Raw genomic sequence first — 17266 nt, 5'->3', positions numbered from 1 at the left:
CGTTTGAAATTGATTAACGCTATGACTTAAGTAAGAAATAGCTTAGATGCCTTGATAGCAAGTGTCAGTTAGAAGGATTCCGAGATGGATTTAGAAAGGGTGATTTACTTGAAGAGCGAAATATTGCGCATCAGAGAAGAGGCCTTAAAAGAACTTAGGGAGTTGGACAGCCCTGAAGCACTCCAAGAGCTTAAAGTGAGGGTCCTAGGTAAGAAAGGGTCTCTAACTGCTTTGTTACGTCAGATGGGAAGTCTAAGCGCTGAAGAACGACCAATAATGGGGCAAGTTGTAAATGAGGTTCGTACCCGTCTGGAACAAGCGTGGGAAGAACGCAGTGAAGAGTTAGACGCGATGGCTCTACAGAAGAGATTGGCTACCGAAGGAATTGATATTACGTTACCGGGCACTCGTGTAGCTCGAGGACATTATCATCCTCTTACACAGGTTATCGAAGAAATTGAAGATATCTTTTTGGGTATGGGATTTCAAATTGCTGAAGGGCCGGAAATTGAATCGGATTATTATAACTTCGAAGCTCTTAATCTTCCGAAAGAGCATCCGGCTCGTGAAATGCAAGATTCCTTTTACATCACAGATGAAATTCTGCTTCGAACCCAAACCTCTCCCGTACAGATTCGAACAATGGAGAAACTGCATCCCCACCTCCCTGTGAAAATCGTTGCTCCAGGAAAAGTTTATCGCAATGATGATGATGCAACTCATTCCCCAATGTTTCACCAAGTCGAAGGACTTGTTGTAGATCGTGGAATACGCATGTCAGACCTTAAGGGGATTCTCTTAAATTTCTCTCGTGAAATGTTTGGTGAGTCTAGAGAAATTCGTTTAAGACCGAGCTTTTTTCCTTTCACTGAGCCTAGCGCCGAAGTAGATGTTTCCTGTATGCTTTGTGGAGGATCAGGGTGCCGTCTTTGCAAGGGCACAGGATGGATAGAAATATTAGGATCAGGTATGGTTCATCCGAAGGTATTAGAAATGGGTGGATATAATCCGCAGGAAGTCACGGGATTTGCTTTTGGTATGGGAGTAGAGCGCATCGCCATGCTAAAGTTTGGGATTGAAGACATGCGGCTCTTATTTGATAATGATTTGCGATTCTTGCAACAGTTTTAAGGGGGAAAGGTCATGAAAGTCAGTTTGGAATGGTTGCGTGAACTGGTTGATTTAGACCAGAGTGCTGAAGAGTTGGCAGAAACTCTAACCCGTGGTGGTATTGAAGTTGAGAATGTTGAGAACCTGAATAAGGGATTTGAGAAAGTAGTTATAGGTGAGATAGTCAGTTTGACAAAACATCCGGATGCAGATCGACTGTTGGTTTGTGCCGTAAATGTGGGTCTAGAGGAAGTAACGATTGTGACCGGAGCGCAGAATTTACTGACGGGAGACCGGATTCCTGTTGCCTTAGTAGGAGCAAACTTGCCAAATGATCTCTCCATCCGAAAGTCCAAACTTAGAGGGGTTGTCTCGCAGGGAATGCTATGCTCGCGCGAAGAGCTTCTGCTTGATGGTACAATCGGGTTAGATCGGAGTGCGGAGGGAATTCTGATTTTACCGACAACTGCTCCTATTGGGGAGAACTTTGGGCACTATTTAGGTCTTGAGGATAGTATCTTAGATTTAGAGCTCTACCCAAATCGACCGGATTGTTTGGCGATGGTGAATGTTGCGCGTGAAGTGGCGTCTCTCACTCGGAAAAAGCCCCATTTACCGAAGTGGGCAGAGCAAAATCAAGTGCTTTCCCTTCCCGTTGTCACGGATTTTAGGATTATCATTGAGGATCAAGAGTTATGTTGGCGTTATGCAGGGTTAGTGGTTGAAGATGTCCATATTGCGTCTTCGCCGGAGTGGATGCAACGACGGCTCAAAGCTGCAGGTGTTCGTCCCATCAACAATATTGTGGATATTACAAACTATGTCATGTTGGAAATGGGACAGCCGTTACACGCCTTTGATCGGGATAAAATCGAGGGAGATGTCCATGTGCGGCCAGCACAGCCAGGAGAAAAGATTGTTACCTTAGATGGCGTGGAGAGGACCCTGCAAACCCACACATTACTCATTGCGGACGACAGTCAACCTTTAGGTGTAGCTGGAGTAATGGGTGGGTTATACAGTGAAGTGACGAAGGATACAAAGCGGTTAATGATTGAGTCCGCTCACTTTTCTTCAGTCAGCATCCGTCGGACAAGTCGTCGCTTAGGACTTAGATCAGAGGCCTCGAACCGCTTCGAAAAGGGTATCGATGTCTCTGGAATTGTGGCTGTGTTAGGACGAGTTTGTGATTTGCTCACAGACTTGGGAGCGGGCCGCCCTGTTGCCCTTGTAGATGAAGTCAGGCACCTCCCGTCTCGTCGCCAAATTACTCTGTCCACCGAACATACATCTACTGTCCTAGGAATTGAGTTGCAGATATCAGAGATCCGCCAAGTATTGGAGGACCTGAACTTTGAGTATAAGGAAAAAAGCGGATTATTCCAGGTTGAGATTCCGACCTATCGCTCGGACCTTGAGATAGAAGAAGACCTTATGGAAGAAGTTGCTCGTCTGATTGGCTACGACCGAATCCCAACCACTCTGCCTCAAGGGGATCAGACTCAGGGCAGGAGAACCCCTGAACAAGAGTTTCGCCGTCGGTTGCGTAAAGTCTTGGCACAGTCTGGGATGGATGAGGTCCTGACCTATACGTTCACCCGCGCAGAATCAGATGCCCAATGGGGAAGCGCAAAACATCAGATTCCCCTGCTCAATCCTTTGCGGGAAGAACTTGGTGTAATGCGTACCTCTCTTATACCGGGGCTCCTTGATGTAGCCGCTCGGAATGTCGCACGTCGAAACATGGATGTGAGCATTTTCGAGATAGGAAACACATATTGGGGAGAAGAGCAACCTTTGAAGAAGCTTCCGCGGGAAGAATTGCGAGTCGCAGCGGTCGCCGTAGGAAAGAGTGAGAGACATTGGAGGAACCAGCCGATTAGTTATGACTTCTATTATCTCAAGGGGATTATGGAAGGATTGGCTCTGGAATTCGGGCTTAAACTAGAATTCCGTGTGGCAGAAAATCAATCTTTACTCCATCCAGGCCGCTCTGCAGACCTTTATCTTCAGAATCAGTGTGTTGGTTTCCTTGGCGAAATCCATCCCTCTCTGGAAAAGGAATGGGGGCTTGAACGAGCGGTTATCTTTGAATTAGAATTGAGCACCTTATTTAAGCGGATCAGACATACTGTGCGTGCTCATTCTATTCCCCGTTTTCCTGCAATACTAAGGGATTTGGCCGTCGTCGTGACCGTTGAGACTTCGGCTGAAGCAGTCATGGCCAAAATACGAAAGCTTGGCGGGGATTTGTTGCAACAAGTTGAAATATTTGACGTCTATACCGGAAAACCTATACCCGAAGATCATAAAAGCTTGGCTTTCTCATTACGTTATCAGTCCATAGAACGGACATTGACTGATGAGGAAGTAAATCTACTGAATTCGCGTATTTTAGAGGGAATTCAGCAGGATTTTGGCGCGGAACGGCGAAAATAAAGAAAAGATCCGTTGAGTGTCCCAGGAGCTAATTATGGCGAGAAGGGACACAGGACATAGAGAGCGAGGGGAAATTGTGGCACATGAACCAGTCAAAATCACCGTTGAGATTTTTGGGGAAAAACATGTGGTCCGCGGTGAGGGTACAGCACCGTATATTCAAGGGTTGGCGCATGAAGTTGATAAGAAAATGCGTCTGATCGCTCAACGGTTGCCTCGCTTGAGTGTTCACCAGACGGCTGTCTTAACAGCTTTGAATTTAGCTGATGAATTGGCTAAGTTACGAGAAGAACAAGAAACCTTAATGCAACTGCTTGGAGAAAAGACCGAGTAGCCGATAAAAAAACACGACTAGGCTTAGTCGTGTTTTTCTATGTACACAATTAAAAAGAACCGGAGAGCAGGCTAGAGAAACATCAATTGGATATTGGTATTTCCCCAAAAACTTTGATACTCTTAGAACTGGAAGGGGGAAAATAGAAATGCGTATGGTGATGATCTTGTAGATGGTTTTGGTATAGGCGGACAAGATGATAATCCCATCCACACTCACTTGAATTTTGCCCGAAATTTATCTCGCAATGCATATTGAGCACAAAAAAGAGGGTAATCAATTTACCCTCTTAAAAAATCTAGGCTAGAATCATGCGGTCCGTATTCATGTGAGATCCGCTGGCTTTCTCAAACATTTCAAGCAAGCGACTTATTGTCATATTGCTTCGCTCTATTCCTTTGATGTCGAGGATCACCCGACCTTCGTGCATCATGATCGTTCGATTCCCAAAGGTAAGAGCGTGGTCCAGATTGTGGGTAATCATCAAGGTTGTTAGTTGTTGCTGTTCTGTCACACCACAGGTTAATTCTAAGACCTTTTCAGCTGTCTTGGGATCGAGGGCCGCAGTGTGTTCGTCAAGAAGTAATAGCTTGGGTTTCTGTAGCGTTGCCATTAGAAGGGTCAAAGCTTGGCGTTGTCCCCCCGATAAGAGACTGACCTTATTGGTTAGCCGATTTTCGAGGCCCAGGCTGAGCTTTTCTAGTTCTATACGAAATAAATCTCTTTCCTTAGTTCCTATGGCTCGGCGTAAGCGTCGGCCCTTTCCTCTGCGAAAGGCCATAATAAGATTTTCCTCGATGGTCATTGAGGCTGCGGTACCGGATAAGGGGTCCTGGAAAACTCGGCTAATCAAATCTGCCCGTTTATGAGCAGGAAGACGCGTGATTTGCATGCCTTCGATGGAGATTTCTCCGGAGTCTACCATAAAGTTTCCGGCAATAGCATTCAAAAGCGTCGATTTTCCGGCGCCATTGCTCCCAATTACCGTAACGAAATCATTAGGTAAAAGTTCTAAACTTACTTTATTCAAGGCTATCTTCTGGTTAACGGTTCCTCGGTTAAAAGTCTTTAGCACTTCGTGAACGTTTAGCATCTCATTGAGCCTCCTTTCCCGAAATCCCTGCACTCCATGACGCAATCTTTTTCCGGAGAGTTGGCGAAACCAAAGCAATAATAACAATGAAAGAGGTGATCAATTTCAAGTCAGTTGCTTCTAAACCTAACTGCAAGACAACCGCAATGATTGCCCGATAAAGAACGGCCCCGCAGATTACTGCGAGAATAGCTCGACCAATCGAAGAGGTTCCAACCAACACTTCTCCAATGATAACTGAAGCTAATCCAGCAATAATCATGCCGATTCCCATACTGGCATCGGCAAACTCTAGTTTCTGAGCGACATAGCTTCCAGCAAAGGCAACTAATCCATTGGATAGGCCCAGTCCGAGGATTTTCATGAGATCTGTGTTAACGCCGAGGCTTCGAATCATCAGTTCGTTGTCCCCAGTGGCTCGTAAGGCTAGCCCCAATTCAGTTTGCAGGAAAAAATAAATGACAGCGCCTATCAATAGCACAGAACCCAAGCTAAGCACAAGGACACCGTACTCTTCCATGAAGGGCAACTTAGCAAAATCAGAGAAGATTGTCCTTGACCCAAGGAGTGAGATATTAGCTCTGCCCATTACTCGCAGATTAATGGAATAAAGGGCTGTCATTGTTAAAATCCCTGAAAGCAAGGGTGTGATTTTAAACTTGGTATGAAGTATTCCCGTAAATAACCCCGCCAGGGTTCCGGCAATAAACGCCATTCCAGTGGCTATCCATGGGTCAGTTCCTCCGACGATCAGCGATGTCGCAGTTGCTGCACCGAGAGTAAAACTTCCGTCTACAGACAAGTCGGCATAATCGAGAATCCGAAACGTCAGATAGACACCTAAAACCATGATAGCATACATTAAACCCTGTTCCATTGTACCGAGCGCTATTTGTGTGAACATCTTCAACACCCCAATTACATTTGCTGCGACTAATCAACTAAGATATTTACGCTTCAACTCGTGGTTCGAGAAACATGTGCAGGTATTACTACTTAACAATAGTTGCTTTCTTCAAGATATCCTCTGGTACTGTTATACTGAATAAATCAATAGCAGCTTGATTAAGTACTGTATCGAATTCTTTTTGAGCTTCGATGGGCATATCTTGAGGCTTCTCACCTTTGACAACACGGAGTGCCATCTCACCAGTTTGTTCACCTAATTTTTTATAGTTAACTCCGATTGTAGCTAAGGCTCCTTTGTCTACGACGCTGCTCTCTCCAGAAATGATGGGGATTTTGTTCTTTTGGGAAACCTGTACAACTGATTGGGCAGCCGAAACGACCATATTATCCGTGGGTACGTAGATGGTATCAACTTTTCCAATTAATGACTGACTTGCTTGTAATACATCGGCACTGGTGGTAACGGTTGCTTCAACAATTTCTAAGCCAAGATCGGAGGCTACTTTTTTTGCAATAGCAACTTGCACCTGAGAATTTACTTCCCCGGCATTATATATGACCCCGACTTTTGTAACCGTAGGAACCAAGGTCTTCATCAGTTCAAATTGTTCTTTAATTGGATTCATATCGGTTGTACCAGTTACATTTTTCCCCGGTTTTTCCATGCTGTTGACAAGTTTAGCTTCTACCGGATCCGTGACAGCCGTGATCAAAATGGGGATGTCTTTGCTAGCACTAGCCATAGCTTGTGCGGAAGGAGTTGCGATAGCCAGGACTAAATCTAATTTGGCGGAGGAAAATTTTTGGGTAATCGATTGGAGTATGGACTGATCCCCTTGAGCATTCTGATAGTCTACTGTAAGGTTTTTCCCTTCTTCATACCCGTTTTTCTTCAGTGTGTCCAGAAAACCTTGGCGAGCGCTATCCAAGGCCGGGTGCTCAACGATTTGAACAATTCCAATCTTTAGTTGCTTTGGCCCCTCCTTTTCGGCGGAGTTGGTTCCTGATTTTGCTGCACCACAGCCGACTAAACTAAGTAATAATACTAAACTTAACCCGAATGCTAGTAGTTTTTTCATAATTATTACCCCCTTTTAATCTTGGACATAAAAAATACACCTCCGCAGGAAGTGCCTTGTGCCCAGCTCCTACTGTACTACCATACTGCCAATATTTAATTAATTTTATCTTAAGGTATATGCCTAAGGGTGTCAACTAGAAATTATTGTTTCCGGGAGTCGCGATACTTTTAGAAGGAATGGGGGAATGGTACTCTCCCATCTGTGCTAAGTGCTATGGGCTTACACTAATTGTACAAATTTAAGCTAAACAATTATAATTAAGATGTTTCCTAACTCTGGTCAGAGATGGGAATTAAAATAAAGCCACAATGTAGAAACAGGGGAAATTATAAAATGAATGAATTAGAAACTGAAAAATCCCTTTCTCCGGAACTTCTAGCTCCTGCCGGAAGTTTCGAAGCCTTTAAAGCAGCAGTAGAAAACGGAGCAGATGCGGTTTACCTTGGAGGAAAAAGCTTCAGTGCCAGGGCAAGCGCAGCAAATTTCGACTTAGAAGAGCTGCAAAAAGCTGTTCGTTATGCTCATGAACGACAGGTTAAAGTGTATGTGACCGCTAATATTCTCATTGCAGATCAAGAGTTTCAAGAACTGTTGAATTATCTTTATGCCTTACACGAAATTGGGGTCGACGCCGTGATTTTACAAGATGTTGGGGTCGCGGAGTTAATCAATAAGATTCTTCCTGAAATGGATATTCATGCCAGTACGCAAATGACGGTTAATACAAGCTGGGGAGTTCACCATTTAGAATCTCTGGGCTTTAGTCGAGTTGTGTTAGCCAGAGAGACCTCGGCGGATGAAATGAAATATATCGCAAACGAGACTCCGTTAGAAATTGAGGTTTTTGTGCACGGTGCACTTTGTATAGGCTATTCGGGACAATGCCTCATGTCAAGCTTTATCGGGGGGCGGAGTGGAAACCGGGGCACATGCGCACAACCTTGTCGGATGACATATCAGCTTGTAAATGACGAGAAGCAGAACCTTCTGGCACAAAAAAACACAGGGGAACATTTGTTAAGTCCACGGGATTTGAATTTGGCTGAGGAGTTGGCTGAACTAGAGCGAATCGGCATTCATTCTCTTAAAGTAGAAGGAAGAATGAAACGACCAGAGTATGTAGCTACTGTTATTCGACTCTATCGGCAGGCCATAGATCGGATTGGGGATCAGAGAGAAGGCAATGGGCTCGCTCCCTTGTTAACCCCAGGGGAGCATCAAGAATTATTACAGGTGTTCAACCGAGACTTTACAAGCGGATATTTCAGGGAAAATCTCGGTGCAGACCTTATGAGTTACAGTCGACCGAATAATCGGGGAACCCGTCTCGGTCGAGTGACTCAAGTCGAAGATGGGCGATTATCCATTAAGCTGGAAGCTGCCTTACACCCGGGGGATGGTATCGAATTTTGGACAGGGCGTGGGCGAGAAGGGGTTACTGTTGGACAGATTTGGAAGAGCGGAATTGAAGTTACTGAAGGACTGCATGGGGAAACTGTTCAGATTGAGTTTCTCGGTATAGCGCACCCCGGAGATCGTGTTTTTAAGACGAATGATGCCTTATTAATGGAAAAAGCCAGGCATAGTTTCCAAGAGGGACGGGAGCAGCGTAAAAACCCACTTACTATGCGGCTATCGGGGCACGAAGGGGATAAGTTGTGCTTAGAGGTGATGGACACTCAACGTAAGGTCACAGTATATTCGGCTGGCGTGGCTCAAAGGGCTTTAAAAAGGCCGCTGACATTTGATTATGCCTACCAGCAGTTAGGTCGATTAGGGACAACTCCTTTTTGGCTGGACAAGTTAGAGTTGGAGACGGATGAGGGTATCATGCTTCCGGTGAGTGACTTGAATGAGATGCGTCGCTTAGCAGTTGAAGAGTTATTACAAATAGCGCCACGACAGAAGGTCGATCGCCAAACATATAAACAAAGAATTGAGTTGTGGAAGCAACGCCAGGCAGAGGAACGGACAACCTTAATCAATTTGCAGAAACCCATCCCCCAGATTTCAGTGGCCGTTAGTGACACGTCAACACTGCAAGCGGCTCTTAAAGGGGGAGCAAAACGGGTATTGATTGGCGGAGAACATTGGCGCTCCCGGCGCGGTTTTTCTCTGGACGAGATTAAAACTAGTTTTGCTGATTGCAGAAGACAAGGGGTTGATTGTGTCTGGCGCTTGCCACGGGTCTTGAATCAGTCTCAAAGTGACAATCTTCTCGCGGACATTAAAAAAGCAGCAGAATGGGAACATAAACCTAAACTAATGGTGTCGAACCTTAGTGAGTTGGAAATAATGAAGAGCATTGATTCCAATTGGCCGTTTGAAGTAGATTATTCCTTAAATGTCTTTAATGAAGCGAGTCTTGCATACTTCTGGCGTTTAGGTGCAATGAAGGTAACCCTTTCACCGGAACTGCACCATGAACAGCTTGCTCATTTAGCGAGATGGCCTGGGGCAGAGGTCATAGTGTTTGGAGATCTAGAGATGATGGTAAGCGAATATTGCCCGGTAGGGGCGACCTTAGGTGGGAAAAAAGGGGACCACTGTGCAAGAACGTGTGTGAAAGAACCTCATTTCTTGCGTGATCGCATGCGGTATAATTTTCCGGTTGAGACCGACGAAGAGTGTCGGATGCACCTTTTTAATGTAAAGATCCTTAACCTCTATGAAGAACTTGCCCAAATACGGCGGATGGAAATTTCGACCATTCGTTTGCAATTAACCAGACAAACCCCAGGGCAAATAAAGCAGATTGTTCGTTTGTTTAATGAAGCTTGGAATTCACTAAATGTCCCTAAGAAGAGCGCATGGACGTCGAATGACGGGATGTCTGAGTTAACATCCCTTTTCCCAGAGGGATTTACTAAAGGGCATTTTTTCCGCGGCGTGCTGTAGGTTTATCCCCGTCAGAAGGGCAGTCCCTTCTCGCCAAGACTTAACCTTCGGTTGAGTCTTGGCCATTACAAAGGAGGCACTATGGAAATTGATGATAAAGTCCTTAATAAACTGGACTTTCCAAAGGTTTTGTTGCGTTTAGCAGAGTATTGTATTCTTCCCCGAGCAAAGGAACTGGCCATTGGTCTAAAGCCTTATGTTGATTTGGAATCAGTTCGCTTGGAGTTGCAAAAAACAGAAGAAGGAAAGAATCTTTTACGAGGAAATCCGCTGTTTTCAGTGCGCGGGTCGAAAGAAATTCGTCCCTACATAGAGCGATGTTTGCGCGGAGGGGTAATTAATGGAGAGGAACTCTTAGAAATCCGAGATACTCTACGTGTAGGGCGAAAAATAAAGCAACTGCTAATGGAATTGAGAGAGGGGTTCCCCGGTTTATGGGATATCGCGTTACCTATTGAGCTGCAGAAGGATCTTGAGGATGAAATATCCCGCTGTATTTCTGAGGATGGGAAGGTGGCAGATAATGCCTCCCCAGAACTGGCAGATTTCAGAAGAGCCATAAATCGGCTGCAGAACCGTATTCGAGAAAGTCTGGAAGGGACTTTGAGGAATTCCAGCTATCAAAAAATGTTGCAAGACCCTATTATTACGCAACGTTCGGATCGATATGTGATCCCGATCAAGCAGGAATATCGTGCGGCATTTCCGGGTATTGTCCACGATCAATCCGCGAGCGGGGCAACCTTGTTTATTGAACCTATGCCAGTAGTCCATCTAGGTAACGAACTGCGTGAAGTTATTTTAAAAGAGCAGCGTGAAGTCCAACGAATTCTGCAGATGCTCTCAGCTCAAATCGAGATGCATGCCGATGAGATAGCAGATCTTCATGAGGCTTTAGCCCAACTGGATCTTGTCGTTGCAAAAGCACATTTAAGCGTGTCCATGAATGCCGGAGCGCCAGTATTGGTCATTGGTCAACAAATGAAGCTTGTCCAAGCCAGGCATCCGTTAATTAGCGGAGGGGTTGTTCCGCTTTCATTAGAATTAGGGATAGATTTCGACACCTTAGTTATTACAGGGCCCAATACTGGGGGGAAAACAGTGGCTCTTAAAGTTGTTGGACTGATGGCAGCTATGAATCAGTCTGGTCTCCAAATTCCTGCGGAAAGTGATTCTCGAATGGGAGTATTTACTCAGATTTTTGCGGACATTGGGGACGAACAAAGCGTGGAACAATCTTTAAGTACATTTTCAGGACATATGAAAAATATTGTGGAAATTATAAATCGCTCAGATGAACGTTCTCTGGTATTGCTCGATGAGGTAGGGGCTGGGACCGACCCAACAGAAGGGGCAGCTCTAGCCATGGGGATTTTAGCTGAACTGCATGAGCGAGGTTGCCGCACGGTTTCGACAACTCACTATGGAGCCTTAAAGACGTTTGCCTATGATACCCCTCGTGTCAAAAATGCTTCAGTAGAGTTTGACACTGAGACTTTGCGCCCCACATATCGGTTGTTGATTGGGATTCCCGGAAAAAGCAATGCCTTTACAATTGCGGGACGGTTAGGGTTAAGCGAGCGGGTCCTTGAAAAAGCTAACACTTTCGTAACAGAACGGGAGATGCAAGTAGCAGATCTAATTGAAAATTTGGGTGAAACTCACAGGGAGATAGAATTAGAGAAGCAAAAGGCTGCAACAGGCAGGCAAGCTGTAGAAAGGCAAAGTAAAGCTCTGGAAGAGAAGACAATCCGCTTAGATGAGGAATTTGAAATATTACTGTCCTTGGCTAAGGATGAAGCCAGCGAGCTTATTCGCGAGGCTAAACGTGAAGCTGAGGTTATAATTGAAGAGCTAAAAGCTGCTTTAAAGAAGGAAAACAAGCAACAGCAAGATATTGAAAAAGCTCGTCAGGGCTTTCGACGTATATCCTCAAAGTTGGATCATGGTCGGCAAGTAAAACGTTCGGGCAGTGAATTATCAGCAGATCAGATTATGTTGGGGCAGACGGTTTATATGACAAAAATCAGGCAGAAAGGGCAAGTCTTAAAGCTCCCTAATACTAACGGAGAAGTACTTGTTCAAGCGGGCATTATGAAAGTTATGGTACCACTGGCAGAACTAAAATTAGCGCAAGAGGAAAAAAAGGTTGCACCCAGATATTCACGGCGTGAAATGGGTATTGGGGTTCGAAAGGCAGAGGAGATCCGCAGTGAGATTGATTTAAGAGGAATGCTTGTCGAGGAGGGAAGAGAAGTCTTAGACAAATATATGGATGATGCCGTTCTTGGAGGGATTGGTCAAATTTATGTTATTCATGGTAAGGGAACAGGGGCGATGCGAGCCGGTATACAAGATTTTCTTAAGGGACATCCCCATGTACAAAGTTTCAGGTTAGGAGAGTACGGTGAAGGGGATTCTGGAGTTACGGTTGTTGAGCTAAAGTAAGCTATAACCTTAAGTACATTAAAACAGCACTGAGAACCTTTATGTTAAGGTTACAGTGCTGTTTTACTATATTTGCAAGGTTAATGTCAGTCGGTCAAGATTAATTTAACAGTGTTGGAAGACGGACCGATCTTTGATTCCTTCGGATCTTTAAAAGAGGCACGGAAGTAATAAGAGCCGGGACTGGGGGCTTTGTCGTTTATCGCTAGTGAGAAAGTGAGGGATCCCTTAGAATTGTTAATAGGTATGCTTCCGATGGGCTGGCCTGGTCGTTGAATATGAATAACCGCGGAATATTTATCGTTTCCTGATAGGTTCATTATTGGAATGGTCACACGTGAGGTTTTTGCATCATAATTTACCTCTCCAAGCACGGGCACCGGAAGGGAGGTGTCCTGCGGAAGATCATCTTGTGGAGGGGAAAGATCTGGATCGGGAATCTCATCTGTAACCGGATCAGGGGCCAACGCCGTAGGCAGTTTATAGGGTGCCTCATTGGAAGGCCATGTCCAAGACGGATCCCGATTGGGTAAATTCAAGAAGGTTTTCGTAATGGTATTCTGCGAGTTCGGAGAAGCTAACATATTCGGATGATCGGCGTCGACATCCTTTTGAATCCAGACGTCACTGATCCGCGTAGGTAAACTTCCTTGGGCTGCTATTTCAGTGGAGACAAATTCTGAAGGGGTTAAACTGCTGGGAAGGAGCCCGGACTTCATATCAAAGGAGCCACTGACAATTCCTGCGGGTTGTTCAAATTTCGATTGCACAGGAAGCCCTTCATGTGCCGCTGTCATGACCTTCTTCCAAATTTGGGCAGGAAAGCCGCCACCATACACACTGCGCAAATAATACGGTCCCGGCGTTCCATTCTTATCTAGGTCAGGGTTAGAATCATAACCCATCCAAACCACCCCTGCGTAGTTAGGGGTATATCCGGCAAACCACGCATCTGTATTTCCTGTCTTATTATTAAGGTTATCAGGTAACGAAGACGTACCGGTTTTGCCGGCAACAGCCCAGTTTCCTATTTGGGCGCTAACTCCGGTGCCGCTGGTTACAACGCTGCGTAACATACTGTTGATAATATAAGCAGTTGTTTCCTTCATAACCCGGTTTTTAGTTATTTTGGGAGAAATTACGACGTTCCCCTTGGCGTCTGTTACTTCTACTATTGCATGATCAGTGATGCTAACTCCGTTGTTGGCATAAACCCCATAAGCCGCAACCATGTCTTGTGTGCTGACATGGGTAGTACCTAAAGCGAGGCTTAAAACTCGGTCTTCTGGTGCAAGAGGGAGTCCGAGATTGTTTTTAGCAAATGCCCAACCATAATCAATTCCAATAAGATCCAAGAGTTTAACGGCATAGATGTTGACTGATTGTTCAACAGCATAACGCATGGTTATAAGACCCTTCCACCCTTTAGTTGCTGTATCAAAGTTAGTTGGCGACCAAGATTTACCGTTTCCGCCGTTATAGCTTACTGGCATATCATCAAGGACGGTACCGGGGAAATATCCCCCTTTTTCGATAGCTGGACCGTAAACGACTAATGGTTTTATAGTTGACCCAGGTTGTCGTTTGGATTGCCATGCCCTGTTCAGTCCTCGGGGTGTATAATCCCGTCCGCCGACCATTGCTTGGATTTCCCCGGTTGAAGGTTCAATAACTGTTATAGCACCTTCGACTTTCGTGTTATTAATACCTTGAGGGAAATTAGCCGAGTCAGCAAAAGCAGCCTCAGCGGCACTTTGGATTTTCGGATTAACCGTTGTATAAATATGCAACCCACCACTGAAGATTTGTTCAGGGGTTAAATCGTAATTGGTTTCAAGTTCTTCTATAACGTAATCCACAAAGTATGGAAACTTGTAACTGGCAGTGGTTAGTTCGTTTTTCTGTGCCCCTCCGCGGCTTTCTTTCATGGAATCAACATAGGCAAAAGGCGCATCCTTTTCTTTACTATACTCTTCAGAGGAAATTATCCCGGCATCCAGCATTACTCCAAGGACGATAGTGCGTCGAGCTTTGGCGTCATCAGGATGAATATAAGGATTGTATTGACTAGGAGCCTGTGGTAGCCCCGCCAATAAAGCAACTTCTGAAGGGGTTAAATCCTTCAGATCTTTACCAAAATAGGTTTTAGCAGCAGCTTGGATTCCAAATGAGGATTCACCAAGGAAAATTTTATTAAGGTAAAAGGTTAGGATTTCTTCTTTTGTGTATTCTCGTTCGAGTTGAATGGCAAGAATCGCTTCTTGAATTTTTACCTGAAACTTTCGGATAAATTTAGTATCGTTAGGGCTTGCGATAAAGGCATTACTGGCAAGCTGAATAGTTATAGTGCTAGCCCCTTCTCTGGTGCTTCTGGTCCGGATATCGTTTAGAGCAGAGCCAATAATTCGAATGGGATCAACACCAAAGTGTTGCTCAAAGCGTTTGTCCTCGACCGCTATGAACGTTTTCTTAACAATGTCAGGGATATCTGAATACTCGACAGTTTGACGATTTTCATATCCATGCAATAGAGCAAACTCAACGCCATCCTTATCGTAAACATATGAGGATTGTTTGGCGTCACCTAGTAAGGCTGGGTCCCATTTTGGGGTGCCGGCTGCGGCAACGATCACAAAAATTGCCAAGCCTGCTATAATAAGTGAAATAAAGGACGTAATCGATAAGAGAATAATCCGACGACGTTTAGAGGGGCGTTTGCGGCGCTGAGAACCACTTGGTTTTCTGGATGATGGCATTAGGACAACCTCCTGTAAATAAAAGAATGAGGCGCTAGACACTATTTAATTTTCTAGAATTATATCATACTTTTACTGTGACAAGGAAATTGAAATGATTAGGGGCCGTTTCTACGCTGTTTCGTGAGACATTTTTAAGAGTTGGAAGTTGCGAGCAAGCTAGAGAAACTGTATAATATATTAAGATTAGATTATGTTTATAATGTCAATGGTATGATTGAGAAGAAACTTGGCGGAAGGCAACAGAGAGTCGGTAATAGGTGCAAACCGACCCAGAAACCAAGAGTTACACCTCAGGACTAGGAGATAAAACCCTCGGGTCAGCCCGTTATCGCTGATTAAGCTGGATTTCCGTGAAATACGGGATTCAATGTGGGTGGTACCGCGGAAGTGTTTTCGTCCCTCAACCTTGTGTTGGGGGATTTCCTCGTTATTAAGCCAAGTTTCATATTTGGCGAACTGTAGATGGGGATATAAGATGCCAATCGCGCCATATTAAATGAATAATAAAAGGAGGATAAGTAAATGGACATTTTTAAGGAGTTAAAGGATCGAGGACTAGTCTATCAACACACAGATGAGGATGCATTGCGTAAAAGGTTAGCCAAGGGGCAGATGGCACTGTATTGTGGATTCGATCCAACCGCTGACAGCTTGCACATTGGACACTTGCTGCCACTTTTAGTTTTAAGGAGGTTTCAACTTGCCGGGCATAAATCAATTGCCTTAGTAGGAGGTGGGACGGGACTAATTGGTGATCCAAGCGGCAAAGCATCGGAACGGACCCTAAACCCCCAAGAAGTTGTTGAACAGTGGGCTCAAAAGATTAAGAATCAATTTGGACGATTCTTAGATTTTGAAACCAAGGACAATCCTGCGATACTTGCAAATAATTATGATTGGCTGGGTTCTCTCCATGTGATTGAATTTCTCCGAGATATAGGCAAAAACTTTCCTTTGGGAGCGATGCTTGCTAAAGACTCAGTTGAGTCGCGTTTGAGCAAGGGCATATCTTTCACAGAATTCAGCTATATGATTCTGCAATCCTACGACTACTTAAAACTAAATGAAATGTACGGATGTGAGATGCAGATCGGTGGAAGCGACCAATGGGGTAATATTACATCTGGAATTGATTTAATTCGTCGGACTGCGAATCAAGAAAAAGAAATGCACGGACTAACTTTACCTCTAGTTACCAAAAGTGATGGAACCAAGTTCGGGAAGACTGAAGGAGGAGCCGTTTGGTTAGATCAGGAAAAGATGTCTCCCTATAAGTTTTATCAGTTTTGGTTGAACACAGATGACCAAGATGTTGTTAAGTTCCTAAAGTATTTCACCTTCATATCTATTGAAGAAATTAATGAACTGGCACAAGGGGTAGAAAAGGAGCCTGAAAAGAGAAGGGCTCAGCGTGCTTTGGCGGAGGATGTAACAAAGCTGGTTCACGGACAGGAAGCACTCGATCGGGCAGAGAAAATCTCAAATGCTCTTTTCGGGGGAGGACTTGGAAATCTGACTGCTGTGGAAATTGAAGAGGGATTTAGCGATGTGCCTTCAGCAACCATCCAAGCTTCTGAAACAAGTTTAGTTGATGCATTAGTTCAAGTGGGAGCTGTGTCTTCCAAACGTCAGGCCAGGGAGGCGATAGAGAGGGGGGCTATCTATATTAATGATATTCGTCATAGCAATGTAGGATCAACTGTTTCCGAGTTAGAGCGGTTAGACGGAAAGTATCTCGTTATTCGCCGAGGCAAGAAAAACTACTATCTGATTAAATTTGAAGCATAAACTTGTCAAGGAAGCTTGTTAACACTATAACCGAATCGCTGACTTTCAGCGATTCGGTTATAGTAGACATCTTATTAATATCTACGAAGAATTTTACTCTAGTAATAAATGTGAACTGGAATTTAAAAAATGACTCTTAATGATGAAAAAATGACTTTTGAAGTCAAATAACTCGAAATAACGGTTGACAATGCAATAATCAAATGTTAATATATCCGAGTGCCGCAAAATTAGCTGCTAAAAATTGAATTAAATATACAGTAGTTAAATATGGTCAGAATAAATTAGTTGTTGCCAACGAGAGTTGGAAATGCTAAGATGTAAATTCGGCCTAAGGGGCGCGAGAGAATGACCATGGTCTTTGAAAACTAAACAACAAGGACAGCCAATGAGAGAAACTCGAAAG

10 protein-coding genes are annotated in these 17266 nt (G+C 44.5%); 6 read left to right on the top strand and 4 right to left on the bottom strand.

All coding sequences use genetic code 11. The features are described from left to right. The first annotated feature begins 108 nt into the window (after positions 1 to 108). The 3 genes from pheS to LJE72_RS23510 all read left to right on the top strand — a co-directional run bounded on the left by pheS (position 109) and on the right by LJE72_RS23510 (position 3883). Positions 109 to 1131, top strand: coding sequence for a phenylalanine--tRNA ligase subunit alpha (pheS, locus tag LJE72_RS23520; protein WP_229250415.1), 1023 nt, complete (start codon positions 109 to 111; stop codon positions 1129 to 1131). 12 nt (positions 1132 to 1143) lie between these two features. Then, entirely contained in the window at positions 1144 to 3549 is a 2406-nt protein-coding gene (pheT, locus tag LJE72_RS23515; protein ID WP_229250405.1) for a phenylalanine--tRNA ligase subunit beta, read from the top strand. A 76-nt stretch (positions 3550 to 3625) separates the two neighbouring features. Beyond that, a complete protein-coding gene (locus tag LJE72_RS23510) occupies positions 3626 to 3883 on the top strand; it encodes a cell division protein ZapA (RefSeq protein WP_073033289.1) in 258 nt (85 codons plus the stop codon). 298 nt (positions 3884 to 4181) lie between these two features. On the opposite strand, the gene LJE72_RS23505 is transcribed toward LJE72_RS23510, so the two are convergent. The 3 genes from LJE72_RS23505 to LJE72_RS23495 form a co-directional block, all read right to left on the bottom strand. Continuing rightward, positions 4182 to 4976 carry an ABC transporter ATP-binding protein gene (locus tag LJE72_RS23505; RefSeq protein WP_229250404.1) on the bottom strand — a complete coding sequence of 265 codons (795 nt, stop codon included), beginning with the start codon at positions 4974 to 4976 and terminating at the stop codon, positions 4182 to 4184. 1 nt (position 4977) lies between these two features. Next, positions 4978 to 5880 carry an ABC transporter permease gene (locus tag LJE72_RS23500; protein ID WP_229250403.1) on the bottom strand — a complete coding sequence of 301 codons (903 nt, stop codon included), beginning with the start codon at positions 5878 to 5880 and terminating at the stop codon, positions 4978 to 4980. 88 nt (positions 5881 to 5968) lie between these two features. Then, positions 5969 to 6964: an ABC transporter substrate-binding protein gene (locus LJE72_RS23495; protein WP_229250402.1), complete on the bottom strand. Its 996-nt coding sequence runs from the start codon at positions 6962 to 6964 to the stop codon at positions 5969 to 5971. A gap of 336 nt (positions 6965 to 7300) precedes the next feature. On the opposite strand from LJE72_RS23495, the gene LJE72_RS23490 reads away from it, so the two are divergent. Continuing rightward, positions 7301 to 9865 (top strand): DUF3656 domain-containing U32 family peptidase, encoded by a 2565-nt coding sequence (locus tag LJE72_RS23490; protein ID WP_229250401.1) that lies wholly within the window; start codon positions 7301 to 7303, stop codon positions 9863 to 9865. Positions 9866 to 9946: 81 nt separating this feature from the next. Beyond that, complete coding sequence (locus LJE72_RS23485; RefSeq protein ID WP_229250400.1) at positions 9947 to 12313, top strand: endonuclease MutS2; 2367 nt, start codon at positions 9947 to 9949, stop codon at positions 12311 to 12313. Positions 12314 to 12399: 86 nt separating this feature from the next. Here LJE72_RS23485 and LJE72_RS23480 read toward each other — a convergent pair whose 3' ends face one another. Then, a complete protein-coding gene (locus LJE72_RS23480; RefSeq protein WP_229250399.1) occupies positions 12400 to 15069 on the bottom strand; it encodes a transglycosylase domain-containing protein in 2670 nt (889 codons plus the stop codon). A gap of 525 nt (positions 15070 to 15594) precedes the next feature. Here LJE72_RS23480 and tyrS point away from each other — a divergent pair. Beyond that, positions 15595 to 16860, top strand: a complete 1266-nt coding sequence (gene tyrS, locus LJE72_RS23475) for a tyrosine--tRNA ligase (protein WP_229250397.1) — start codon at positions 15595 to 15597, stop codon at positions 16858 to 16860. Positions 16861 to 17266: the final 406 nt, after the last annotated feature.

Source organism: Desulfosporosinus shakirovi (assembly GCF_020595055.1).
GTDB lineage: Bacteria > Bacillota > Desulfitobacteriia > Desulfitobacteriales > Desulfitobacteriaceae > Desulfosporosinus > Desulfosporosinus shakirovi.
Note: the sequence above shows the minus strand (reverse complement) of the source record. Positions and strands in the feature narration are given on the sequence as shown.

What these genes read in the sequence shown, in the direction of transcription:
- pheT (WP_229250405.1), top strand. Translation starts at nt 1,144, where the DNA reads ATGAAAGTCAGTTTGGAATGGTTGCGTGAACTGGTTGATTTAGACCAG.
- LJE72_RS23505 (WP_229250404.1), bottom strand. Translation starts at nt 4,976, where the DNA reads ATGCTAAACGTTCACGAAGTGCTAAAGACTTTTAACCGAGGAACCGTT.
- LJE72_RS23500 (WP_229250403.1), bottom strand. Translation starts at nt 5,880, where the DNA reads ATGTTCACACAAATAGCGCTCGGTACAATGGAACAGGGTTTAATGTAT.
- LJE72_RS23495 (WP_229250402.1), bottom strand. Translation starts at nt 6,964, where the DNA reads ATGAAAAAACTACTAGCATTCGGGTTAAGTTTAGTATTATTACTTAGT.
- LJE72_RS23490 (WP_229250401.1), top strand. Translation starts at nt 7,301, where the DNA reads ATGAATGAATTAGAAACTGAAAAATCCCTTTCTCCGGAACTTCTAGCT.
- LJE72_RS23485 (WP_229250400.1), top strand. Translation starts at nt 9,947, where the DNA reads ATGGAAATTGATGATAAAGTCCTTAATAAACTGGACTTTCCAAAGGTT.
- LJE72_RS23480 (WP_229250399.1), bottom strand. Translation starts at nt 15,069, where the DNA reads ATGCCATCATCCAGAAAACCAAGTGGTTCTCAGCGCCGCAAACGCCCC.
- tyrS (WP_229250397.1), top strand. Translation starts at nt 15,595, where the DNA reads ATGGACATTTTTAAGGAGTTAAAGGATCGAGGACTAGTCTATCAACAC.